The organism is Candidatus Roseilinea sp. NK_OTU-006 (assembly GCF_012931985.1).
Classification (GTDB): domain Bacteria; phylum Chloroflexota; class Anaerolineae; order J036; family Brachytrichaceae; genus JAAFGM01.
Genome location: NZ_JAAFGM010000019.1, coordinates 22,880 through 46,220 on the forward strand (window position 1 = coordinate 22,880; position 23,341 = coordinate 46,220).

Annotated in this window: 20 protein-coding genes; 8 read left to right on the forward strand and 12 right to left on the reverse strand. The window is 64.3% G+C overall.

Annotated features, from left to right (window positions below):
* Window positions 1-33: 33 nt before the first annotated feature.
* The 8 genes from GXH28_RS10410 to GXH28_RS10445 all read right to left on the reverse strand — a co-directional run bounded on the left by GXH28_RS10410 (window position 34) and on the right by GXH28_RS10445 (window position 9,684).
* Window positions 34-543 (reverse strand): hypothetical protein, encoded by a 510-nt coding sequence (locus tag GXH28_RS10410; RefSeq protein ID WP_169238962.1) that lies wholly within the window; start codon window positions 541-543, stop codon window positions 34-36.
* 12 nt (window positions 544-555) lie between these two features.
* A complete protein-coding gene (locus GXH28_RS10415) occupies window positions 556-1,074 on the reverse strand; it encodes a hypothetical protein (protein WP_169238963.1) in 519 nt (172 codons plus the stop codon).
* Window positions 1,071-2,456, reverse strand: a complete 1,386-nt coding sequence (locus GXH28_RS10420) for a VWA domain-containing protein (protein ID WP_169238964.1) — start codon at window positions 2,454-2,456, stop codon at window positions 1,071-1,073. Before GXH28_RS10420 ends, GXH28_RS10415 begins: the two co-directional genes overlap by 4 nt.
* A gap of 9 nt (window positions 2,457-2,465) precedes the next feature.
* Window positions 2,466-3,392 carry an AAA family ATPase gene (locus GXH28_RS10425; RefSeq protein ID WP_169238965.1) on the reverse strand — a complete coding sequence of 309 codons (927 nt, stop codon included), beginning with the start codon at window positions 3,390-3,392 and terminating at the stop codon, window positions 2,466-2,468.
* 110 nt (window positions 3,393-3,502) lie between these two features.
* A complete protein-coding gene (locus GXH28_RS10430; protein ID WP_169238991.1) occupies window positions 3,503-6,034 on the reverse strand; it encodes an ATP-dependent Clp protease ATP-binding subunit in 2,532 nt (843 codons plus the stop codon).
* A 497-nt stretch (window positions 6,035-6,531) separates the two neighbouring features.
* The gene (locus GXH28_RS10435) at window positions 6,532-7,665 is read right to left on the reverse strand and encodes a dienelactone hydrolase family protein (protein WP_169238966.1); all 1,134 of its coding nucleotides are present in this window, start codon (window positions 7,663-7,665) and stop codon (window positions 6,532-6,534) included.
* A gap of 127 nt (window positions 7,666-7,792) precedes the next feature.
* Window positions 7,793-9,004 (reverse strand): MFS transporter, encoded by a 1,212-nt coding sequence (locus GXH28_RS10440; RefSeq protein WP_240550328.1) that lies wholly within the window; start codon window positions 9,002-9,004, stop codon window positions 7,793-7,795.
* Between the two features lie 95 nt (window positions 9,005-9,099).
* Window positions 9,100-9,684 carry a TetR family transcriptional regulator gene (locus tag GXH28_RS10445; RefSeq protein WP_169238968.1) on the reverse strand — a complete coding sequence of 195 codons (585 nt, stop codon included), beginning with the start codon at window positions 9,682-9,684 and terminating at the stop codon, window positions 9,100-9,102.
* 503 nt (window positions 9,685-10,187) lie between these two features.
* Here GXH28_RS10445 and GXH28_RS10450 point away from each other — a divergent pair.
* The 3 genes from GXH28_RS10450 (at window position 10,188) to GXH28_RS10460 (ending at window position 13,004) form a co-directional block, all read left to right on the forward strand.
* Window positions 10,188-10,799 (forward strand): hypothetical protein, encoded by a 612-nt coding sequence (locus GXH28_RS10450; RefSeq protein WP_206156799.1) that lies wholly within the window; start codon window positions 10,188-10,190, stop codon window positions 10,797-10,799.
* 63 nt (window positions 10,800-10,862) lie between these two features.
* Window positions 10,863-12,101: a Zn-dependent hydrolase gene (locus GXH28_RS10455; protein WP_169238970.1), complete on the forward strand. Its 1,239-nt coding sequence runs from the start codon at window positions 10,863-10,865 to the stop codon at window positions 12,099-12,101.
* A gap of 240 nt (window positions 12,102-12,341) precedes the next feature.
* Window positions 12,342-13,004, forward strand: a complete 663-nt coding sequence (locus GXH28_RS10460) for an SDR family oxidoreductase (protein WP_169238971.1) — start codon at window positions 12,342-12,344, stop codon at window positions 13,002-13,004.
* Between the two features lie 22 nt (window positions 13,005-13,026).
* On the opposite strand, the gene GXH28_RS10465 is transcribed toward GXH28_RS10460, so the two are convergent.
* The 4 genes from GXH28_RS10465 to GXH28_RS10480 all read right to left on the reverse strand — a co-directional run bounded on the left by GXH28_RS10465 (window position 13,027) and on the right by GXH28_RS10480 (window position 17,982).
* Window positions 13,027-14,052, reverse strand: a complete 1,026-nt coding sequence (locus tag GXH28_RS10465; protein WP_240550329.1) for a carbohydrate ABC transporter permease — start codon at window positions 14,050-14,052, stop codon at window positions 13,027-13,029.
* Window positions 14,049-15,182, reverse strand: a complete 1,134-nt coding sequence (locus GXH28_RS10470) for a carbohydrate ABC transporter permease (RefSeq protein WP_169238972.1) — start codon at window positions 15,180-15,182, stop codon at window positions 14,049-14,051. The genes GXH28_RS10465 and GXH28_RS10470 overlap by 4 nt, the downstream gene beginning before the upstream one ends.
* An 87-nt stretch (window positions 15,183-15,269) precedes the next feature.
* The gene (locus GXH28_RS10475; RefSeq protein ID WP_169238973.1) at window positions 15,270-16,808 is read right to left on the reverse strand and encodes an ABC transporter substrate-binding protein; all 1,539 of its coding nucleotides are present in this window, start codon (window positions 16,806-16,808) and stop codon (window positions 15,270-15,272) included.
* 157 nt (window positions 16,809-16,965) lie between these two features.
* Window positions 16,966-17,982 carry a LacI family DNA-binding transcriptional regulator gene (locus GXH28_RS10480; RefSeq protein ID WP_169238974.1) on the reverse strand — a complete coding sequence of 339 codons (1,017 nt, stop codon included), beginning with the start codon at window positions 17,980-17,982 and terminating at the stop codon, window positions 16,966-16,968.
* Between the two features lie 100 nt (window positions 17,983-18,082).
* Between GXH28_RS10480 and xylB the strand changes: the two genes are divergently transcribed.
* The 5 genes from xylB to bchI all read left to right on the forward strand — a co-directional run bounded on the left by xylB (window position 18,083) and on the right by bchI (window position 23,324).
* On the forward strand, window positions 18,083-19,555 hold the full coding sequence (xylB, locus tag GXH28_RS10485) for a xylulokinase (protein ID WP_169238975.1): 1,473 nt from the start codon (window positions 18,083-18,085) through the stop codon (window positions 19,553-19,555).
* 144 nt (window positions 19,556-19,699) lie between these two features.
* Window positions 19,700-20,173, forward strand: a complete 474-nt coding sequence (locus GXH28_RS10490) for a hypothetical protein (RefSeq protein ID WP_169238976.1) — start codon at window positions 19,700-19,702, stop codon at window positions 20,171-20,173.
* Between the two features lie 4 nt (window positions 20,174-20,177).
* Window positions 20,178-21,620, forward strand: a complete 1,443-nt coding sequence (locus GXH28_RS10495; protein ID WP_169238977.1) for an MFS transporter — start codon at window positions 20,178-20,180, stop codon at window positions 21,618-21,620.
* Between the two features lie 97 nt (window positions 21,621-21,717).
* On the forward strand, window positions 21,718-22,191 hold the full coding sequence (gene bchF, locus GXH28_RS10500; RefSeq protein WP_169238978.1) for a 2-vinyl bacteriochlorophyllide hydratase: 474 nt from the start codon (window positions 21,718-21,720) through the stop codon (window positions 22,189-22,191).
* On the forward strand, window positions 22,188-23,324 hold the full coding sequence (gene bchI / locus GXH28_RS10505) for a magnesium chelatase ATPase subunit I (protein ID WP_169238979.1): 1,137 nt from the start codon (window positions 22,188-22,190) through the stop codon (window positions 23,322-23,324). The genes bchF and bchI overlap by 4 nt, the downstream gene beginning before the upstream one ends.
* The last annotated feature ends 17 nt before the right edge of the window (window positions 23,325-23,341 follow it).

Below are 23,341 nucleotides of genomic sequence, written 5' to 3' on the forward strand. Positions count from 1 at the left end.
GCGCAAAAGCCGCGCAGTTGCGTGGCGCGGGCGTCAACTCATCTGACGCTTCGCCAGCGCGCCCCCCACGACGCCCAGGATCCAACCGAACAGCAGGGCGAAGAGCAAATAGCCGAAGATGTAGCTGACGTCCTGCCCGCGGAAGAACTCCGCGCCGAGCACGACGTTGAATTGTTCCATCATCGCGATCTGATCCGACGTGAGTTCGGCGGCGCGCTCGGCTACGGTCTGGTCGTTCACGCTGAGGTAACGGGCGAAGTTGTAGATCATGAACGGCAGGACGTAGCCCAATGCAGCGTAGATGCCGCCGGTGACGCCGGCGGAGCGGAAGGACTGCGGCTCGATGGGGACGGCTGCGCGCGCTGCGGCGATGCCGCCCGACAAGGCGACGGCCGCCGCAATGACGCAATGCAGCGCCAAGAACGTGCTTGACAACAGCAGCGTGATGACGCCGACGGCGGCGCCCACTGTCGCGACGAACAGCGCACGCTTGCGGGCCGTCTCCGCCGCCCTGATCTGTGAAGGGGTGCGAACCTTCTTCATGGTTGCTGATGCTTAAGCGCGATGGTTTCGCATTGCGCCGCTCGCGCCGCCCAAGGCGCCCAGCGTCAAGCCTGCGATCGGGAAGCCCAAACCGCAGCAGGCGATGCTCAGCGCCAGCGAGAACTGCGTGAGGGTGCCCAGGTCAATGTTCGCTGCTTCCATTTGTTGGACCTGCAGCGGCGAGAGCTGCTGCGCGACCTCGGCTTGTAATCGCTCAACGCTTGCCGGATCGAACGACTGGAGCAACGAAGCCACGACGAAGGCGCAAGAGACGCATAGGCCGGCGATCAGCCCGCTGAGCGCGCCCACGCTGTAGCCGGCGTTGCGATGCAGCACGCCGCTGCGCCGCGCGGCGAAGTAGCCGGCGACGCCGAAGCCCATCATGATGATGAACGTGCCCAGTGCGCGCATACCGGGTGACGAAGGCGCTTGCTGCGCGATGGCGGCCAGCGCCAAGGTCAGGCCGGCGGTTACGCCCACGCGCAACGCCGGCCGAAGGTGATGCGGCGATGTCTGCGATGGGCGGGTCATCGGGTCTGGAACAAATCGTCAATCGCGTCGGCCAGTTGTTTAAGCGTCGCCACCTGGTGCACCGCGTGGCAGAGCGGCGCGTAAGCCAGCATGTCGCTGTCGCCGTGCCCCCACTGATAGGGCGGCTCTGGGTTGAACCAGATCACCCTGCGCGCGCGCATGCGCAGCATCTGCACCAGATCGGTGCGCGGGTCGTTGTAGTTGTTGCGCCCATCGCCGACGAAGATCAACGTGGTGCGGCTGTCCACCGAATCGGAGAATTTCTCGCAGAACGTGCTCAGGCTGTGGCCCAGATCGGTGTTGTAGTAGCCGGGCGGCAGCTCGCGCAGGACGATCTCGACGGCGTCCTGTGGCCGGTTTTCGGCGAAGATCATGCTGATCTCGTGCATGTCGCTGATGAAGGCGAACGAGCGCGCTTTGCTGATCTGGTCTTGCATCTCGTAGACCATGCGCAGCATGAACTCGGCCACCGGCCGCATCGAGGTCGAGACGTCCACGATGACCGTGAGCTTGGGCTTGAGGTGGCGGCGTTTCATCTTCAGCTCGATCGGCACGCCCATGTTGCGCTGGTTGTAGCGGATGGTGCCCTTCGCGTCGAAGTAGCCTTGTTTGCCGCGACGCATGCGCAGCGCCGCGCGCGAGCGCAGCCGGGCTACCAGCCGGCGCACGTGGTTGCGCAGCTCGTCGGCTTCGGCCTCGCTCAGCGAGGCCAGCGGCCGGTTCATCAGGTCGTCAATGCGCTGCCGGCGCGGGTTGTCATCCGGCTGGTTGAGCAGGCTTTGCCCCACGAAGCGCGCCACCTGCTCGCGCAGCGCCTCGGCGTTGCCCGCCACCGTCTCGCGCACCTCCTGCCGGCCCTCGGCGCTCATGCCCTGCTGTTTGAGCTGCTTCATCAGCGCTTCGAGCGCGTCCTGGACCTGTTCGGGCGTCAGGCCCATCTGGCGCAGCATCCGCTCGGTCAGCCATTCTTGCACTTGCCGGCTGCCGCGCATGCCGCGATCAATGCCGGCTTTTTGGGCGAACTGTTGCATCTGTTCGCGCGTGGGCTGCTGCCCCTGGGCCAGCATCTGCATCAGTTGGCGGAGTTGCTCGCGCAATTGTTCAATGGCGCGCCGGAGCTGCTCCTGCTGCTCTGGGCTCAGGCCGTGCGGCGGCTGCATCGGCGGGCCTTCGTGGCCGAAGTACAGCGGAAAGAGCTGCTCGAACGACGGCACATCCGCCGGTTCTTTGACGAGCGTCGCCTTCAGCGCATTCTTGAACGTCTCGCGATCGGTCACCCCAACGGTGGCGATGGCCTTGATCGCGTCGGCCGATTCGGCCAGCGACACGCGCACGCCGCTTGAGCGCAGCGCGCTGATGAACTCAACGATTCTCTGGTCCATGGCGGCAGACTACCTGACTCCGAAATCCTGGCCGCGCTTGCCGCCGCTGAGGGCGCGCCGGGCGCGTTGAATGTCGCTCTCGTGCTTCAAGATGACCGTCAGCGTGTCGTTCAGCGTCTTCTCGTCGAGGTGCTTGGCGTTGATGGCGACGAGCGCTTTGGCCCAGTCCACCGTCTCGGCGACGCTGGGCGCTTTCTTCAAATCCAGGCCGCGCAGGCGCTGGACGATCTCCACGCACTGCCGGGCTACGTGCGGCGCGAGGTTCGGCGCGCGCATCTGCACGATCCTCAGCTCCGATTCGAACGAGGGGTAATCTACGAATAGATACAACGCACGACGCTTGAGCGCTTCGCTCAATTCGCGCGTGTTGTTGCTGGTGAGCACGACCATCGGCTGGTGATTGGCTTTGATCGTGCCCAGCTCCGGCACGCTCACCTGGAAGTCGCTGAGGATCTCCAACAGAAAGGCCTCGAACTCGGCGTCGGCGCGGTCAATTTCGTCAATCAGCAGCACTACCGGCTGGTCGTTCATCAGCGCGCGCAACAACGGGCGGGGTAACAGGAAGCGCCGAGAGAAGAAAACGTTCTCCTCTTTGCCCAGCGCGTCGGCAGCTTCGGCGAGCGTGGTGGCTTCTCCCATGATTTGGCTCAGCTTATCGCGCAACAACTGGGTGTAGAGCATCTGCTTGGAGTACTCCCACTCGTAGAGCGCCTTAGCTTCGTCCAGGCCCTCGTAGCACTGCAGGCGGATCAGCTCGCGCCCGCTGGCGGCAGCCCAAGCTTTGGCCAGTTCGGTCTTGCCCACGCCAGCCGGCCCTTCGGCCAGGATCGGCTTGCCCATCTGCTCGGCCAGGAAGACCACCGTTGCAATTTCGTCCGATGCGATGTACTGCTGCTCCAACAACCCCTGCTTCACATCTGAGATCTGCTTGAACATGGAAGGGAAAAGCCTCCGCGGGGGATGTTACCAGAAATGGAAAAGAAACTTCCGAAATCCTTGCGGTTTCGGAAGTTGGATCGCACATGCGTCGGGGCGCGGTCGTCCGATTACTGCGCAGGCGCTTGGTGTGGTTCGCCCACGGGTCCGCTGCCGGAGACCAGCTCAGGCGTCCGTTCCTCGTGAGTCGGCTCGTCCGAGCAACCGTCGCGCACGAACTCCAAACCGTCGCCGCCGGCCTTGACGTCCACGACGATGCAATCGCCGGCTTTGAACTTGCCCTGCAGCAACTGTACGCTCAGCGGCCCCTCGACGTACTTCTGCATGGCGCGGCGCAGCGGTCGCGCGCCGAAGTTGGGGTCGTAGCCCTGGCGCGCCAGCCACTTGCGGGCGCCCTCCTTCAGCTCGATCTGGATGCCGCGCTCCATCAGCCGCTCGCGCACTTCGCGCAGTTGCAGCTCGACGATCTTCTCTACGTCTTCCAGCGACAGCGGCGAGAAGACGATGATCTCGTCCACGCGGTTGAGGAACTCCGGCCGGAAGGTGCGCTTGAGCGCATCCTCGATCTTCTTGTGGTCGCCGACCATCTTCATCTCATCCGCGCTGGTCGGCTTGATGAAGCCCAGCGTGCCGCCCTTGCGCACGTATTCCGTGCCCAGGTTGCTGGTCATGATGATGACGGTGTTGTTGAAGTAGACCACGCGCCCCTGGCCGTCGGTCAGCCGGCCGTCGTCCAGAATCTGCAGCAGGGCGTTCCACACGTCCGGGTGGGCCTTCTCGATCTCGTCGAACAGCACCACCTGATACGGCCGCCGGCGGATGCGCTCGGTGAGCTGGCCGCCCTCTTCATAGCCGACATAGCCGGGCGGCGCGCCGAACAGCCGGCTGACGGTGTGCCCTTCGCGGTATTCGCTCATGTCCACGCGCACCAGCGCGTTCTCGTCGTCGAACAGGAACCAGGCCAGCGCCTTGGCCAGCTCGGTCTTGCCCACGCCCGACGAGCCGAGGAAGATGAACGAGCCGATCGGCCGGTTGGGATCCTTCAGGCCGCTGCGCGCGCGTCGGATGGCGTCGCTGATGGCCCGGATGGCTTCGTCTTGGCCGACGATGCGCTCGTGCAGCCGCTCTTCCATCTTCAGCAACTTCTCGCTCTCGGCCTCCATCATCTGGTTGACCGGGATGCCGGTCCATTGGGCAACCACGCCGGCGATGTCGTCTTCGTCCACCACCTCGTCCAGGTTCTTCTCGGTCGCCCATTTCTCGCGCTGCTGGTCAAACTCCTGCTGTAGGCGCAGACGGTGCGTCTTCAACTCGGCGGCCTTCTGGTAGTCCTGGGCCGCAGCGGCGGCTTCCTCCTCGGCGCGCAACCGTTCCAACTCCTTGCTCTTGGCCTTCAGATCGGGCGGCAGGGTGAACAGCGCCACGCGTAGCTTGGCTGCGGCTTCGTCAATCAGGTCAATGGCCTTGTCGGGCAGTTTGCGGTCGGTGACGTAGCGCGCCGACAGCTTGGCCGCGGCGACGATGGCGGCGTCGGAGATGCTGACTTTGTGATGCGCTTCGTAGCGGTCGCGCAGCACACGCAGCATCTCGATCGCTTCGTCCACGCTCGGCTCGTCCACGAACACCGGCGCGAAGCGGCGCTCCAGCGCGCTGTCCTTCTCAATGTAGCGGCGGTATTCGTCCAGCGTCGTCGCGCCGATAGCCTGCAGTTCGCCGCGGGCGAGGGCCGGCTTGAGCATGTTGCTGGCGTCCATCGCGCCGGCGCCGTTGCCGGCGCCCACCACGTTGTGCAGCTCGTCAATGAACAGGATGATCTCGCCCTCGCTGCGCACCACCTCTTCCATGGCGGCCTTCAGGCGCTCCTCGAAATCGCCGCGGAAGCGCGAGCCGGCCACCATCGCAGCTAGGTCGAGCGCCACCACGCGCTTCCCCAGCAGGATCTCCGGCACATCGCCGCTGACGATCTTCTGCGCCAGGCCCTCAACGATGGCCGTCTTGCCCACCCCCGCCTCGCCGATCAACACCGGGTTGTTCTTGGTGCGCCGACAGAGCACCTGGATCACACGCAGGATCTCCTCGTCGCGCCCGACCACAGGGTCTAGCTTGCCTTCCTTAGCCATCTGGGTCAGGTCGCGCGAGTACTTCTCCAGGGTGCGATATTTGCTCTCCGCCTTGGGGTCGGTCACCCGCTGACCCCGGCGCAAGTCCTTGATGGCGTCGCTGATCTTGTCGCGGGTGACGCCCATCTCGCGCAGGATGCGCTCGGCCGGCGTGTTGCGCTCGGTGCTGATGGCCAGGAAGAGGTGCTCGGTGCTGATGTACTCATCCTTGAAGCGGTTGGCCTCCTCGTTGGCCACGTCCAGGATGCGTTTGACGCGCGGCGTGATGAAGATTTGCGCTGTGGCGCCGCCGTAGATCGTGGCCTTGGGCGACTTGCGCAGCTCCTCATCCACTTTGCCGATCATCACGTTCACATCCACGCCCAGCGCCTCCAGAATTTGCGACACGACGCCCTCGGGCTGTTCGAGCAGCGCCAACAGCAGATGTTCGGTATCTATCTGGCTGTGGCCGTAACGGCTCAGCACTTCGTAGGCGCGCGCAGCAGCGTCCTGCGCACGCTCGGTGAATCGGTCAAATCTCATCATGTTCGATCTCGTATGGGACCAGGGTCAGGGATCGGAGCCGTTTGACAGCCGAGGATCGATGACCGGTGATCCAACCTTCCAAACGCCACTCTATCAAACCAAACCATCCCTCTCAAGCAGCACATCCCCGCTTGCGCGCATATCGCTCCGGCGCTGTCGTCGGCCGCTCGAGCGCGCATGGGGACGATGACAATATGTGCCGCGTTACAGTCAACGGATTATAGCGACCGGTGTTAATGCAACGTCAGAGGGTGATTGGAGCGCTATTAGCGGTGCGCAGTCCTCACCCCAATTGATATTGCGCAGCATGCAGACGAAGTGGCCGGGGGCGTCGCCGGCGAGGAACGTGCAAGTGGGGCACGGGGCCGTTGCCGAACGGCAAGTCCCACACGTCGCCCTCGGCCTATGTGCGGGTCATGGGATTCAGAATCCTCGGCGGGGGGTGTCGGGGATCGGGGGTCAATCGCCAATCCGCGATCGCGCGTCCCCGATAGTCACTTGAGCCAGCGATCCAGCCAGGCGAACGCCTCCTCTTGCATCTCGACGTTGAACTGGTGCGGCGCGTCGTAGAAGCGGTAGGCGAAACGCTCGCTCAGGCCGGCCTTGGCGTAGAGCGCCGCAAGCCGGTCGCACGTGCGCTGCATGCCGATCGGTGGAAAGAGCGCGTCTTGGGCGCACTGTTGCACCATCAGCGCGCCGGGCATGCCCATCGCAGCCACATCGCTCAGCTCCAGCCAACCGGTCAAGCCGGGCACGTATTGCGCCCAGGAGTGCCGCGCGATGTGCTCCGGCAGCAGCTCGCGCCAGTCGGTCATCCAGCCGACCGAGACGGCAACCCTGATGCGCGGGTCGGTGCCGAATAGCCAATTTGCGCGCATGGCGCCCATCGAGAGGCCGACGCAGCCGATGCGCTCGCCGTCCACCTCTGGGCGTGAGCACAGATAGTCTACGCTGGCGCGGTCGTCGTGGACAAGGATGCCCATCCAGGTTGCGCCGGCGGCGACGATGTGCCGCATCACCAGCTCTTCCAGCAAGCTGTAAGTTTCGTTGACGCCGGCCACGCCGGTTTTGAATTGCGCGCGGCGCTGCATCTCTTTCACCAGCTCCGGCGGCGTCTGTTGCAAATCCAGCCGACGTTCGCCCCAGTAGAACGCATCGCTGACGATCACGACGTAGCCACGCCGGGCCAGCGCGTCGGCGAACGCGCGCCCGCCGTAACCGCTCCGGCGATAGGCGATCAGGTGCGGCGACTCCCGCTCGGTCTCCACCAGCTTCTCTTTGCCGTGCACATAGTAGCCGCCGTGATCATGCAAGGCGACAATGCCGGGCGCAGGCGCGCCCAGCCCTTTGGGGATTAGCACATAGGCCGGTATGCGCGTCCAGGGCGTGCTGGCGAAGGACACCTTTTCGCGCACGTAGTCGCCCTTGTCCACGACTTCGATCACCTGAGGATCTTGCCGGACAGGCGGCGGCGCATAGCGCAACAGCTCCAATGCCTTGGCGCGCGCCGTCTTGCGCCAAGCATGCAAGTCGGTGAACTGTGGGTTGAGGAAAGACAGCGCCGGCGGATGGTGCTCGGCGATGGCCGAGATAGAAGGGTGTAAGTTGCCGAGGGGAGGATGGGACATTGCGCCTCCAGCGCAGATTATCAACCATTTCGCCGTCCCATCCACACCGAGAGGCTCATTTTGGCCGGGGCGCGCGCGGAAAGCAGGCGCAGTCCCGCCAGCGCACCAGCGGGACTGCGCTTTGTGGCTACTTCCCGGCCACTTGTATGCCAACGGCGGACCGCGCCGGCGCGCCTTGCACAATCGGCGTCGCTGGCTTGCTGCCGATGACCAGCGCCAACGCAATTGCGATGAAGATCGCGCCGGTCCAGTAAGGGGCGCCGATGCCGATCGTGTCGAAGACGAGGCCGGCCCACAATGGCCCAAACACGCGGGTGAGCGCGTTGAGCGATTGCGTCACCCCCAAGATGCTGCCTTGCTCCTGATGCGATACCTGATTCGACACCATGCTGGTCAATGTCGGCGTGGTCAGGCTGTTGCCGACGCTCAGCGCGCCGAGCACCGGGAAGAGCATCCAGGCTTGCGGGATGAAGGCGATCAGCGCATAGGTAACGGCCTGTAAGCCCATGCCGAAGACGGCCAGCCGGCGATCGCCAAAACGCGGTACCAGGCGCCGGACGATGGCGGCCTGCATGATCACCCCGACCACCCCGACGAAGCTAAACAGGATCGCATTCTGATTGGGCCCCCAGTCGAATCGCTCCAGCGTGAACAGAGAAAAGTTGTTTTGCAAGCCGGAGAAAGCAAAGTTGAAGCCGAACAGGGCAAACAGCAGCGCCGTGAGATTAGGGCGCTTGAGCGCATCCCACAACGCGCTGGCGGGGTTCACCTTCGCCCATGTAAAAGGTTCGCGTATGCGTTGCTCCAGAGGCAATGATTCGGGCAGGATGAAGTAACCCAACGCGACGTTGGCCAGGGCCAGCGCGCCCGCGAAGTAGGCCGGCGCCGAAAGGCTGATGTTGCTCAGCGCGCCGCCTAGCGCCGGGCCGATGATGAAGCCCAGTCCGAAGGCGGCGCCGATCAGACCAAAGGCCTTGGAGCGATCCTGCGGCGGCGTGACGTCGGCGATGAACGCCTGTGCGATCGAGATGTTGCCGCCGGTGATGCCGTCAATGATGCGGGCCAGGAACAGCAGCCAGAGCGCGCCGGCTGCGCCAAAGACAAAGTAGCCAATCGCTGTGCCGAACAGGCTGAGCAGCAACACCGGCCGCCGGCCGTAGCGATCGCTGAGCCAACCCAGCAACGGCGCTGCGGCAAACTGGAAGAGCGAATACGAGGCGCTGAGCATAGCTACGGTCAGCGCATCGGTGTTGAACTGCCGCACGATGAACGGGGTGATAGGGATGAGGATGCCCACCCCTAGCAGGTCAATGAAAACGGTGACGAAGATGAATATCAACGCACCGCGTCCAACGCCGTTATTTGATCGCGAAAGATTTACTCCTCTGTTGAACATTTAAGCTCTCCTCTCGTGTCCTCTGTAATCTAAGCTCGCTAAGCCCGCTGCGCGCCGGCGACGCCATGGAAGAACGTCTCGAGCAGCGCGCGGGTCAACGTCGTTCGGTCCTCGTCACAAGGTGGGCTACTCCACTCGGTGAACAGCCGACGAAAGGCCAAGGCGATGACCTCCGGGTCTACAGCGCGCAGCTCGCCCGTAGCGATGCCCTCTTTCACCAGGTGAAGCAGCGGCGCGTGGAGCCGCGCGAACGCTTCGCGCAACTGCGCTTGCTGGTCTTCGCTCAACTGGCGCATGGCAGCGTCCATCATGGCAGCGTTGTAGGCTGCGGCCAGCGGCCGGCTTTGTCGTTCGATCGCCAAGCGCTCCAGGCGCTGGCGCACGCTGAGCGACCGGTCGTTGACGACGCGCTCGATGTCGCGCTGCACGCGGCGCAGCAGGTCGAGCGCGCCCGAGGTGAGCAGGTCGGCCTTGCTGGGAAAGTGGTAATACAGCGTCGCTTTAGTCAGCCCGGCCGCGTGCGCAATGTCGCTCATAGAAACCGCCTCGTAACCGCGCTCGTTGATCAGGCGCATTGCGTGTTGGAAGATGGCGCGCCGGGTGTCCTCCGCGTTGCCCAGCACGAGGGGACGCCTACCCGGTCGGCGCCTGTTTGCACCGATGAGCAATTCCTGGGACATTCAATCAAACTGACCAGTATGTTTAATTGGTTTGTGTGAAAATCAGATGAGGGTTTGCACAGTTTTTGTTTAATGTCGGCTTTCGAAAGCCGCCTGTTGCCTATCATCATGCATCACACACGGTTTGATGGCAGATAACCTCCTAGCCGTCTTGCGCCCAAATAACCCGTGCGAGCACATCCTTACTCGTCGTGAACACAGTGAATGAAAGAGCAAAAAGCGCGTTGGGTTTTCGATTCCTTAGACGACTTGCATCGTTGGCGCGGGGCCGGTATAGTTTGTCGTGACCTGTTAAATCCGCGACGAAAAGCACTGATATAATCATGCTCCAATCACGCATGGAACGCAGGCGATTTATGAAGGGCGCTGGCTGGTTGATATTTTTGCTGGGGAGCGCCGGCAGTTTGCTTTGGTTATGGCGGCGCAACGCCGCAGAAAATCAACACATGGCGGAGATGCTGGGGTTGTCACCCGTGCAGGATGCCGCCTGGGAGGATGTGGACGAACCGGCTAGGGGAGTCGCGCTCCGCACGCAGCGCCCTATCCTGCGCGGCTCGATCCGTGGTTATACCGCCACCGTCTGGCAACGTGGCTATTACCTTCAGCAAAACGACTCGCGCTTCTATCTGCGCACGCCGTTCTATACGCTTGCGTTTGAGCTTCCGGCTCCGGCGCCGGTGAGGCTGACCTTTGAGCCCACGGGGCTTCAGGAGGATGTGCCCCCGCTGGCGAGCCTGTGGCCGGTGGTGCGCGCTGGCGACCCAGACTTTGACGCTAGTGTGCGCGTGACCAGCCCGCAACCCACCGAGGCCGGCGCATCCTTGTCGTCCGAACTACGCCGCGCTGCAATGGACTTTTTTGCGCGCTTCGCTTGTGATAATCCCACCGACTACCCATTTGATGTGCGCAGGGCAGTGCTCGGCTGGTTGGAGGTTGAAGACTCGCAAGTCACCTATACGACATTCTCTGTGCCAGAGAAGCTCAGCGCATGTGCCAGACGTATGCAATGCGCTCTGCCGCTGATGGACGCGCTGGCGCAAGCGGCTATGTCCGTGTAGTAGCGTTGCTCGATCGTCACCGGGAGAGCGCCTGCGGTGACGCGGGCGCAGAGTTGCCGCGCCATGTCTACCTCTGCCCTCAACCCGAAGCGCGTCCTTGCCGAGCTGCGCGAGCTGGCGGCGCTGACCTCGGACGCGAACGGCGCGCAGCGCGTTGCCTGGACGCCCACCTGGGCCAGGGCGCGCGACTGGTACCGCGGCAAGCTGGCCGAGCTACCCGTCGCCGTCGAGCAGGATGAGGCCGGCAACCTGTGGGCCACTTTGCCCGGCGCATCGCCCCGCGCGCTGATCATCGGCAGCCACTTGGACAGCGTGCCGAACGGTGGCTGGCTGGACGGCTGCCTGGGCGTGCTGGCCGGCCTGGAAGTCCTCCGGCGCATCGCCGGCCGGAGCACGCCGCCGGTCACCGTGCGGTTGGTGGACTGGGCCGACGAGGAAGGCGCGCGCTTCGGCCGCAGCCTGTTCGGCTCCAGCGCCGTCGCCGGGCGGCTGAACCTAGAGTGGGTCAGCCGGCTGGCCGACGCCGATGGCGTGCGGCTGCCCGACGCCGTGCGCGCCTTCGGCGTGGACATTGCCACCGCCGAACAAGCCCACCGGCAAATCGCTAACGCCGGCGCGTATCTTGAAATGCACATCGAGCAGGGGCCGGTGTTGGAGTCGCTGGGCTTGCCGCTTGGCGCGGTGATCGGCTGCTACGGCATCGAGCGACATCAACTTGTCTTCAGCGGCGTGGCGGCACATGCCGGCGGCTTCCCCATGCACCTGCGCCACGATGCCTTTCTGGTTGCGGCGCGCTTCGCGCTAGAAGTGCGCGAAATTGCCAAGCGCTACGGCGGCGTGGGCACCAACGGCCGCGTGCGCAACACGCCCGGCGTCCCAACCGCTGTCGCTGGCGAATGTGCCATTACCCTGGACATGCGCCATATTGACACTGCTCGGTTGCAGGCGATGGTGGATGAGGCGCGCGCAGCAAGCACGCGCATCGCCGATGAGGAAGGCGTGGCTGTGACCTGGCGCACGATCTACCAGTCGCCGCCGCAGCGCTTTCACCCGCGTCTGGTGGACCTGTGCGATGAGGCCATTCGCGAGGTCGCCGGCGCCTCGCACCGCATGCCGAGCGGCCCCGGCCACGACGCGATCGAGATGGCCTGGGCCGGCGTGCCCACGGTCATGCTGTTCGTGCAAAGCTTGCGCGGCCTCTCGCACAACAAGGACGAGGACACGCGGGACGATCACCTCGAACTGGCTGTGCGCGCCTTCGACCGGCTGGCCGACAAGGTGGTGGCGTGGTTGGCCACTTAGACGCGCTCGGACTCAGGCGAACGCCGGCGGTGCGCGCGAGCAGCATTTGCTCGCCCGTTGGCCCATCTCGTGGATTTGGCCGGGCGGCTTCCGGCCCGTCGGCACGCTGCCGCGCGGCGTCTGTGCGCCGGTTGCGCGCAGGAACCGATCCCACGGGCGAGGCACTGCCTTTGCCCATCTTGGCGGCAGACCGCGATCGGCTTGACACAACCTGCCTGTGGGCTTTAGCATCCGCGCAGTATGGCAAACGAGTTGGTATTAGTGGTGGGCGCGTCGGGGCGCACCGGCCAGCGCGTGGTCAAGGCGCTGCGTCGGCATGGTTTCCGCGTGCGCGCCATGATTCGTAACGCCGCCGCGCGCGATCGGGTCGAAGGTGAGGGCGTCGAGGTGTTCGTCGGTGATGTGACCCGGGAAGAGGACGTGCGCCGTGCGCTCGATGGCGTAACCTATGTGGTGAGCGCGCTGGGCAGCAAAGGGACAACTGACGCGGCGCACATCGAGCTAATCGAATACACGACGATCGCCGAGCTGGCTCAACTGGCTCAGGAAGCCGGCGTGCGTCACTTCGTGTTGTGCTCCTCGATGGGCGTGGAAATTCCCGAACTGATCCCGCCGCTGGCGCCGATCCTGCGCCAGAAGCGGCGCGGCGAACTGGCCCTGGAGGGCAGCGGTGTGCCGTTCACCATCGTGCGGCCGGGTGGGTTGACCGACGAGCCGGGTGGGGGCGGCGTGGCCATCGCGCGGACACTACACGGCTTCGGCATGATCTCGCGCGACGATGTGGCCGAAGTCATGGTGCAGGCGCTGTTGCAGCCCGAGGCGAAGAACAAGATCGTCGAGATCGTCAACGCGCCCGACGCCGGGCCGGCGGATCGGCCCGACCTGTTTGCTGGCGTGGCTTAACCTGACGCGCGAGACGTCCGTTTTAGCCTTTTATTGCGCCCACCAGCAGGCCGCGCGCGATGTAGCGTTCCAGGGCGATGGCCATGGCGATCACCGGCACGATCATGATCAGCACCAGCACCGACATGTACCACCACTGTGGGCCGCGCGTGGCGTTCTGTGCTACCACCGCCAGCGGCATGGTCTGCGCGCGGGCGTTGGTCAGGAACAGCGCCAGCAGGTATTCGTTCCAGCAAAACACCAGCACGAAGAGGAAGGTGGCCACCAGACCGGGCACCGACAGCGGCAGCACGATCTGGCTGAAGATGCGGAAGCGCGACGCGCCGTCAATCTGCGCGCTCTCCTCCAGCTCGTAGGGGATGCTGGCGAAGTAGTCGCGCATCAGCCACACCACGATCGGCAGGTTGGTGGCGACGTAGGTGATGATCAGCGCCGGCCACGTATCCAGCAGGCGCAGTTGCTGGAAGATGATATAGATCGGGATGACGACGGCCACCGGCGGCATGATGCGCTGAGAGATCAGCCAGAAGGCGATGTCGTTGTTGCCCAGCGTGCGCGTGAAGCGCCGGGCGATCGTCACCAGGCTGATGATGAACAGCGCGATGGCCACGGCGACGGCCAGCCCCCAAGGCGCGCCCAGCGCCGTGAGGATGGCCGCGAGCAAGACGCAGCCGAGGAAGACGAGCACCGTGCCGACCTTGGGCCGAAACTGAAAGCGGGTGAGCGCATACGCCGCGCCTGAACCGATGACGAGCGTCAGCGTCGCGCTGATGAGCGAGACGCCGACCGTGTTTGTAAATAGTCGAATGGTGTCGTTGCCCACCTCGCCCAGCACGTACTCCCAGGCGTGCAGCGAAGGCTGAAAGTCCACGAACGGCAAGTAGAACGGCCCGTTGTTCACCGCCGCCGGCAGCTTGAACGCGGTGATCGTCAGCCAGTAGAGCGGAAAGAGGATGATGAGCGCCCACGCGCCGAGGATGAGATAAGAGACCAGCATCCTGAACGGCGAGGGCTTGAAAGGGGAGGCGCTGTGGAAGAACGATTTCATCGCACGGTTGACACGCGCCCGCGCAACGCGCGCACGTAGAGCGTGGCGAAGAACGTCACCAGGAAGAGCAACAGGTAGGCGATGGCCGCCGAGCCGCCGATGTCCAGCGCGCGCCAGATGCGGTAGGCATAGAGCGTCATCGTCTCGGTCGCCGTGCCCGGTCCGCCGTTGGTCAGGATGTTAGGCAGGTCAATGATCTTGAACGCCTCGATCATGCGGATCAGGATCAGCGTGGTGCTCACCGGCAGGATGGCCGGCAGGGTGATGTGCCGGAAGATGTCCCAGTGGCTTGCCCCGTCCACGATGGCCGCCTCGACCGGCTCGACCTCTTGTCCTTCGATAGCTGCCAGCAGCACGATGAACATGAACGGCGTCCACTGCCAGATGTCGCCGATCATCACAGCGATCCGCGCGCCCCAGGCGTTGTTCGACCAGGCGAAGTCTTGCATGCCCAGCGCCACCCACAGGGGTTCCAACGGCCCTTTGTTGGTGTCGGCCAACATGCGGAACAAGTAGCCCACGCCCACCGGCGTGATCATCATCGGCAGCAAGAACACCACGCGGAAGAATCGGCGCCCTGGCAGTTGCTGTGCGCACAACAGCGCCAGCCCCAGCCCAATCAGATACTGGAGCGTGATGCCGACGATCACGTAGAGCATGGTCACCACCATCGTGCCCGGCCGTCCCTCTGGCGCCAGCAGCGATGCAACGACCAGATACGTCAGCCCGATCAGCATCATCCCCGCCAGCGCCCGGCCGACGACGGCGCGACCCGACCGCGCATCGCGGATGGCGCGATACACCGCCGCCAGCATCAGGAAGGCCACGGCTCCCAGCACGACCCAGCCGACCAGCGAGGGCGTCGCGATCGTCCCAAACAGCACCTTTTGCTCGCTGCCGAACAGCAGCTTGCGATAGTTGTCCAGGCCGACGAACTGCACCTTCAGGCCGCCGGCCTCGAAGCGCAGCCGCGACAGCGAAAGGAACAACGACAGGAGGAGGGGAAAGATTGAGACGAACAGCACCACCAGCACGGCGGGCAGCAAAAACGCGGCTGGGGCAAGCCGCTCGCTGCGCGACGCACGCGCGCGCGTCGTCGGTGGGTTCGCCGTCGAGGTGAGCGTGGCCATAGCGGATTTTGAAACAAGGGTTGGGAATTGGGCAAGCGCGACGCTTGCCCAATTCCCCGTGCGCTCCAATCTGCCGATTGGGGCTGCTTACTTCTGCACGCCGAGCGTCGCCTTGTAGGCGGCGAGCTGCTTATCGCGACCCAGCTCCTCCGTCTTCTGTTCCCAGCCGTCCTCGATCTCTTTCATCGTGGCGGCGATGTCCTGCTCGCCGGCCAGGAACTTGGCGATCGCGCCGTCCAACACGATGCCTTGGTAGTACTGGTTTTGCGGGATGCGCAGGTCGAGCACCATGTTCGGGCTGTTCAGGCTGGCCTCGATGGCGCCGAGGTAGTCCTTGGCGGCCTGTTCGCTCATGCCGGCCTTGATCCAGTTATCGAGGTTCTTGAACTGAGAGACCCGATAGGGGTTAAAACCGGTCTTGCCGATGGTCACGTCCACGTTGCTCTGCGCGGGCTGGTTCATGTACGAGAGATAGGCGAACGCGGCGTCTTTCACCTCCGGCTTGCTGGCCTTGTTGATGGCGCCCGACCAGCCGCCGAACGCAGCGAACGGCGCATGGTTCACCCCGTCAATCGCGTGCGGGCACAGCTCCGGCGTGCAATCCACCAGCTTGCCGGTCTTGCGGTCGAGCACTTGCTTGCTGCCCGGCAGGATCACCGCGCCGGTCTTGTCCTTGGCCTTGCTGCCCTCCTCGATGGCCAGCGTGCCGATGTCGCCCCAGTCAATGGTTAGCGCGCACTGACCAGCCGTCCACAAACTGCGGGTGTCGCCTACGTCGAGGTTGATCTCATCGGGCGGGCCGTATTGCGTGGTCTCCTTGTAGATCTCCAGCGCGCGGGCGAAGGCTTCGTTGTTGTAGAGCGGCTTGAAGGTCTCCAGGTCGAAGAACGCGCCCTGGCCGGTGCCCTGGCTCTGGATGAACGCCGAGGCGATGGAGGTGATCATCCAGTACGACTGGGCGGCTTTCTTCTTGGCGATGCACGAGCCGTAGACCGGCTTGCCGTCGTCGGTGGTGAGCTTCTTCTCGCTGACCGCTTTGGCGAAGGCGATGTAGTCGTCCCAGGTCTTTGGCGGCTGCAGGCCGAGTTCCTTAGCGATGTCGGTGCGGTAGTACACCATCTGGAAGTCGCCGTCCAGCGGGATGGTGTAGATGCGGCCGTTGTAGGTGGCCGAGAAGTCGCGGAAGAACAAGCCGATGTCCTCCCACTGGAGGTCAGCGTCGGCCTTCACCCGGTCGGTCAGGTCCTCCAGGTAGCCCGGCTCGATGTAGTCCACCATCCACTGCGGTGCGAACACGACGACGTCGTAGCTATTCGTGCCGGTCGCGAAGTCGTTGAGGATCTTCTGATACAGGTCGGCGAACGGCACGGTGACGACGTTGATCGTGGCGCCGGTCATCTCGCTGAACTCCTTGCCGCGTCGTTGCATCGGCTCGGCGATCTGCGGGCCGGAGAACGTGATGGCGTTGACGGTGATGCCGGCGAACTTCTTGGCCGGTTCGGCGGGCTTCTGCTCAGACGGTTGAGCGGGCTGCGCCGGTTGGGCAGGCGCAGCCGGCGGCGCAGCGCAGGCGGCCAGGACGAGGGCACCCAGCGCTGCCAGGCTTGCAAACTGCTTCAGGTTCATGGTTTCATCCTCCTCTGTAAAAAAATTTTTTTACGAAGTGAATCGCGTGCGTTTGCGCGAGCGCACATGCGAACTAAACCGAGAAGATCGGGTTGCGGAGAACGTTTGCTCAGATCGTGGCCTCACCTCCTTTTGTGCGCAATCCGGCGGCGCAGCCTCAGACGAATGCGGGCGTCGCAACCGAACTACGGATGACCAGCCGCGGCGCCAGCTTCACTTCGCGTAGCGGCTGGCGGTCGCCGGCGATGCGCTCAAGCAGCATGTGCATCGCCAGTCGGCCCATCTCGTGGATTGGCTGGGCGGCGACAGTGATGCCCGGTGCCAGCAGCGACATCCACGGCATTTCGTCTAGGCCGGCCACGGCGATGTCGTCCGGGATGCGCAGGCGGCGCTCCTGGATCGCCTTCAACGCGCCCAACGTGATCAGGTTGTTGCCGGTGAAAATAGCCGTGGGCCGGTCGGGCAAATCGAGCAGCGCGTGTGTGGCCTGCGCACCAAATGCCTCGATGCCCTTGCTCTCGTGAATCAAGGCCGGGTCGGGTGTGAGGCCGACTTCCTCCATCGCCTGTAGGAAGCCCGCCAGCCGCTCGCGGCCGGACGTGATGCTGGTGTTGGGCAGGATGGCGCCGATGCGTTGGTGACCGTGTGCAATCAGGTGCCGGGCCAGGTCACGCGCTGCAGTCACGTGGTCCAGCAGCACCGTATCCACCGGTGTGCACGTCGAGCGGCGATCCACCGACACCACCGGAATGCCGGCATCGAGGAGGGCAGCGAAGGAGGTCTCGGCCTCTGAGGCCGGCGAGCCGATCACCCCGGCGACGCGCTCGTCGGCCATGAACTGGATATAGGCGCGCTCCTTGTCGGGGTCTTCGTCCGAATTGCACAGCAGCAAGCTGTAGTCATGAGCGTAGGCCACGTCCTCCACGGCGCGCACCAGGCTGGTGTAGAAAGGGTTCTCGACGTCGGAGATGATCAAACCGATGAATTTGCTGCGCTGGGCGCGAAAGCTGCGCGCCATTCGGCTGGGCCGGTAGCCCAGGGCCTGGATCGCCTGTTCCACGCGCCCGCGTAGTTCGGCGCTGACCGGCCCGCTGTTGGACAGCACACGAGAGACCGTCGCCGTCGAAACGCCGGCGTGCTGGGCAACATCCTTAATCGTGGCCTTATCCTTCATGGGAGCAGGGTGAAATCGTTATCACTGAGGTAGTGTAATCGTTCTCAGCAACTTGTCAACTGCTTTTGCGCAGCCATGGCGGTTGTGATAATCTGCTGTTATGGCTTACATCCTGGCGCACGACTTAGGCACATCGGCTAACAAAGCGAGCTTGTTCGACGAGACGGGGGCGTTGCTGGCCGGCCATAGCGAGGGTTACCCGGTGAGCTATCCTCAGCCTGGCTGGGCCGAGCAGGACCCCGACGATTGGTGGCGCGCCGTGTGCGCTGCTACACGCGCGCTGCTGATGCAGACCGGCGTCGCCCCGCGCGACATCGCCGCGGTGACCTTCAGCGGGCAGATGATGGGCGTGATCGCGCTGGATGGTGCGCGTCGCCCGCTCCGTCCGGCCATCATCTGGGCCGATCAGCGCGCCACGGCGGAGGCTGCGCTGATCGCCGAGCGTTGTGGCGAGGAGGAAGTCTATCGCCGCACCGGCCATCGCATCAGCCCGGCTTACACTGCTGCCAAGATGCTTTGGATCAAGCGACATCAGCCGGAGGTGTTTGCCCGCGCGCGGCGCTTCGTGATGGCTAAAGATTACATCGTCATGCGCCTGACCGATGTCACGGTGACCGACTATTCCGATGCTTCGGGCAGCAACTTGTTCGACCTGGAAGCGCAGAGGTGGCGCGCCGATTTTCTGGATGCGCTCGAACTTGATGCGGAGTGCTTGCCGGCGCTTGCGCCATCCAGCGCCGTGGTCGGCCAGGTGACGCGCGCGGCAGCGGAGGAGACCGGCCTGGCGCCCGGCACGCCGGTGGTGATCGGCGGCGGCGACGGCGCTTGTGCAACGGTGGGCGCGGGATCGGTGGAGGAAGGCGACGCTTACTGCGTGCTGGGCACCTCGTCGTGGATTGCCTACACGTCGCCGCGGCCGTGGCTCGATCCGGAACGGCGCACCTTCACTTTTTATCACTTGCTCCCAGGGCGTTACATCCCGATGGGCACGATGCAAGCGGCCGGCGGCGCGCGCGAGTGGTTGGTGCGGGCGATGGGCGAAATCTCGGATGAGGCGATGGCGCGCGTCGAGCCGGGCTGTCGCGGGTTGATCTTCCTGCCCTATCTGATCGGCGAGCGCAGTCCGTGGTGGAACCCGAAGGCGCGGGCCGCGTTCGTCGGCCTGACGATGAGCCACGGCCCGGCGGAGATGCACCGCGCCGTGCTGGAGGGCGTGGCCTTCAACCTTAAATTGATTCTGGATGCGCTGAGCGCTCACCGGCCGCTGCGCAGCTTGCGGTTGATCGGCGGCGGCGCGCGCAACGTCGTCTGGCAGCGCATCCTGGCCGATGTGTTGGGGACGCCGCTAGAGATTCCAGAGTTGCTGGCCGAGGCCACCTCGTGGGGGGCGGCGGTGGCTGGCGGCGTCGGCGTCGGGGTTTACGCCGACTGGCGTATCGCGAAAGCGAAGACGCGCGCCGTCAAGGTGGTTGAGCCTGATGTGACAAACGTCGCCCGCTATGCGGAAATCTGCGCGTCTTTCGTACAGGCCTATCACGCACTTGACCCTCTTAACAGCTCAAACCTTGTGTAATCCGTAGACATACACTCCGCGACTGATTTGCATAGAGATTGTGAACTTGTTGTGGTAACTTCGTTCAGCCGATGAATGTCACATCAAAAACATGACATATACCTGATTGTGTATCGCGGAGCCTTAAGCATACTTTAAGGTGCGATGGCGCACTGGGCTCGCCACCTGCACTGGGTGGTCTGGAATACGGAATGCCTCACTAGGCATCTATCCCGCACAGCCTACGCCGACCGCCTGTTCGTGGCGCACTTTGCGGTGATCACATTCGGCCTGGTGGCGTTGTGGGGTGCCTGGCGCGATCCGACGTACAGCTTGCACGTGGCGCTCGGCCTCGGCGCGCTTCTGGCGCTCATATGGATTGGCCCGTCCGGTCAGACAGGAGGGCCGGTTGCACTTGCGCTGCAAGTGCCGGACGGGCTGTTCATCTGTTTTTTGCGCGAGGCGCGTCGCACATGGGCGCTGCGCGAGCTACTTGAGTTCATCCGCCGCGCACATCTGTCTTGTGGTGCGCCGCCCTGCCCGATGTCCAATTACTCGTGCCTAAAAGGTGGGGGTTCGATGCATGATCCGACGCATCGAGCCCTCGCTTTTTTTGATTTCAAGTTTCAGGGAGGTTAATCAAATGTCATCATCGCTCGTTCGACCGTTCAAAGCGATGCGCAGCCGAGCGACGAGTTCAGCGGATCGGCTGCCCATGTTGGCCATCGCGCGTTTGACGCTGCCCAAGCTCGGCGTGGCTTATCTGTTCACCATGCTGCTCAGCGTGTTCAACCGCGTGATGATCAACGAGTTGGGGATCGCCGCTGCTGTGATCGGCAGCCTGTACTTCGCCTATCGCCTGATGAACGTCTTTCAGGTGTCGGCCGGCCGCTACGCCGACCGCCGCGCCTTCTTCGGGCTGCGCCGCACGCCGGTGATGTTCGCCGGGCTGATGTTCTCGGCGATCTCGCTGGTGCCGCTGCCGCTTTTTGCCACGCGCTATGCGGCGGGCGAGACGATCTATCTGCTGTTCATGTTGCTGAGCTTGTTGGGCTTCGGCTTTGGCTTTGCGGCCAACGGCGACGCGCACAACACGCTGATCGCCGAGATGACCGAGGGCAAGAAGAATCGCCCGGCCGTGGTCGCCACCGTCTGGCTATTCCAGATCGTGTTCATCGTGATCACCGGCATCGCCAGCTCGATCATCCTGCAAATCGCCGACACCCAGGCGGGCGCGCCGCCCGGCTGCGCCACCGACGCCTGCGCCGCGATCCGCAGCCAGGTGGCCGTGCAGATGATGCCGAAGTTCTTCCTGGCCGGGCCGGTCGTCTCGTTGATCGGTTTGCTTTCGTTGATCGGGCTGGAGCGACGGCTGTCGCCGGAGGAAGTAGCCGCAGCCGAACAGCGCCCGCCGTTGCGGATGGGCGAGGCGTATGCCCGCATCTTCACCAACCCGCAGGCGCGCGTGTTCTTCTTCTTCATCGTCATCGCGATCTTCGCGCTGTTCGTGCAAGATAGCATCCTCGAACCGTTCGGGGCCGACGTATTCAAGCTCGCGCCGCGCCAGACGGCCCAGTTCCAGCCGATCATGGGCATGGGCACGATCATCGCCATGCTGGTGATGGGCATCGTGGCCAGTAAGTGGCCCATCCCCAAGCGTCGCATCGCCGACTGGGGCCTGGTTGTGTCCGGCATCGGCTTCGCGCTGCTGTTCGCCTCGGCCATGGCGCACCTGTTGCCGGCGATGTATGCCGGCATCGCCATCCTGGGCGTCGGGATGGGCGTGTTCAACGTCGGCGCGCTCTCGATGATGATGGACATGACGGTGCCCGGCGAGACCGGCTCGCTGATGGGCGCCTGGGGCATGGCGCAGGCGCTCTCCAACGGCTTCGCCCAATTCGCCGGCGGTGCGATGCGCGACATCGGCATTCAGGCCACCGGCAACTATGCCGCATCCTATGGCTTCATCTTCATCGTCGCCATCGCCATGTGCTTTGTGGCCATGAACCTGATGGCGCGGGTGAATGTGGAACAGTTCCGCAAGCTCACCCGCGAGCAGATGGTCATGACGATGGAGGCGGCGTGAAATTCGCGTCGGGCCGGTTGGGTCGCTGGGGTCGGGTCTGTTTGGAGCCGATGACTCGGGCGGCCTGACCGGCCCATGACGCGCAACAGGTTTCGCGATGAACTACACCCCCGAACAGCTTGAGCGCCGCAACCGGTCGTTCTGGACGCCGGTGCAGGCCGTTGGCGCATTGGTTCAGTTTCTCACCTTCCTCGCCAGCCTGACCCTGGTGATCCGCTTCCTGACCACCGGCCAGGGCTACGAAGTTACTACCGTGGCGAACGTCGCCAAGGTGCTGATGCTGTATTTCATGACCGTCACCGGCATGGCCTGGGAGGATGAGGTATTCGGCCGGATGTTCATGGCGAAGGAGTTCTTCTGGGAGGACGCCGGCAACCTGCTGTCGTTGGCCGGCAATACGGCCTACCTCGTCGCCCTGTTCGCCGGCGCCGATCACCGCACCCAGATGCTGGTGATGTGTGTCGCCCTGGCCACCTACGTCGTCAACTTCGTCCAGTTCGCCCGGCGCGGCGCGCAGTCGGCCCGCCAGAAGCGTGCGCGGGCGCTGGCGACGGCCAGCAGCGGGAGATGAGCGCGCAGATTGCGGCTGAGCCGGCTCGTGCGCTCCGCGCCGACCACAGCGGCGCTGCCTCCGCGTCGTCGGCGGTGCACTATCCCTTCACCGCCATTGTCGGCCAGGAGGAGATGAAGTTGTGCCTGCTGTTGAACGTGATTGACCCGCGCATCGGCGGCGTGATGATCATGGGGCATCGCGGCACCGGCAAGAGCACTGCCGTGCGCGCCCTGGCCGACGTGCTGCCGATGATCACGCGCGTCAAGGGTGACCCGTTCAACCGCACACCGGAGGAAGTTGCACGCGATGCGCTGCCCATCGAGAGCGCAGCCGAACGCAACGGCGCATCTCCCACCCCGCGTCAACCCCGCGACTCGAGGCTCAGAACGGAGCGCATCCCCGTTCCCGTCGTTGACCTGCCGCTGGGCGCGACCGAGGATCGCGTCTGCGGCACGATTGACATCGAGGCGGCGCTGACGCAGGGGGTGAAGCGCTTCGAGCCGGGGCTGCTGGCGCGGGCCAACCACGGCTTCCTCTACATTGATGAAGTCAACCTGCTCGACGATCACCTCGTGGATGTGCTGCTCGACGTGGCGGCCAGCGGCTGGAATGTGGTCGAGCGTGAGGGCATCAGCGTGCGCCACCCGGCCCGCTTCGTGCTGGTGGGTTCCGGCAATCCCGAGGAGGGCGAGCTGCGGCCGCAGTTGCTCGACCGCTTCGGCCTGCACGCGCGCATCGTCACCATCACCGATGTCGCGCAGCGCATGGAGATCGTGCGCCGCCGACGCGCCTTTGACGCCGACCCCCGTGCTTTCATCGCCGCTTGGCAGCCCCAGCAACGCGCGCTGCGGCGGCGCATCGTCGCTGCGCAGAAGCGCCTCGCCGAGGTGGAGATGCCGGACGATGCGCTGATGGTTGCCGCCGAACTGTGCATGCGCCTGGGCGTGGACGGCCACCGCGGCGAACTCACGCTGGCGCGCGCCGCGTGCGCGCTGGCCGCTTTCGAGGGGCGCCCGCGCGTGACGCGCGACGACGTGAAGCGCGTCGCCGTACCTGCGCTGCGGCATCGCTTGCGCCGCGATCCGCTGGAGACGACGGACGCCGGCGAACGCATCGAACGCGCGCTCATGGAACTGCAGGCACAGGCATGAGACGCGCCAAAACGCAC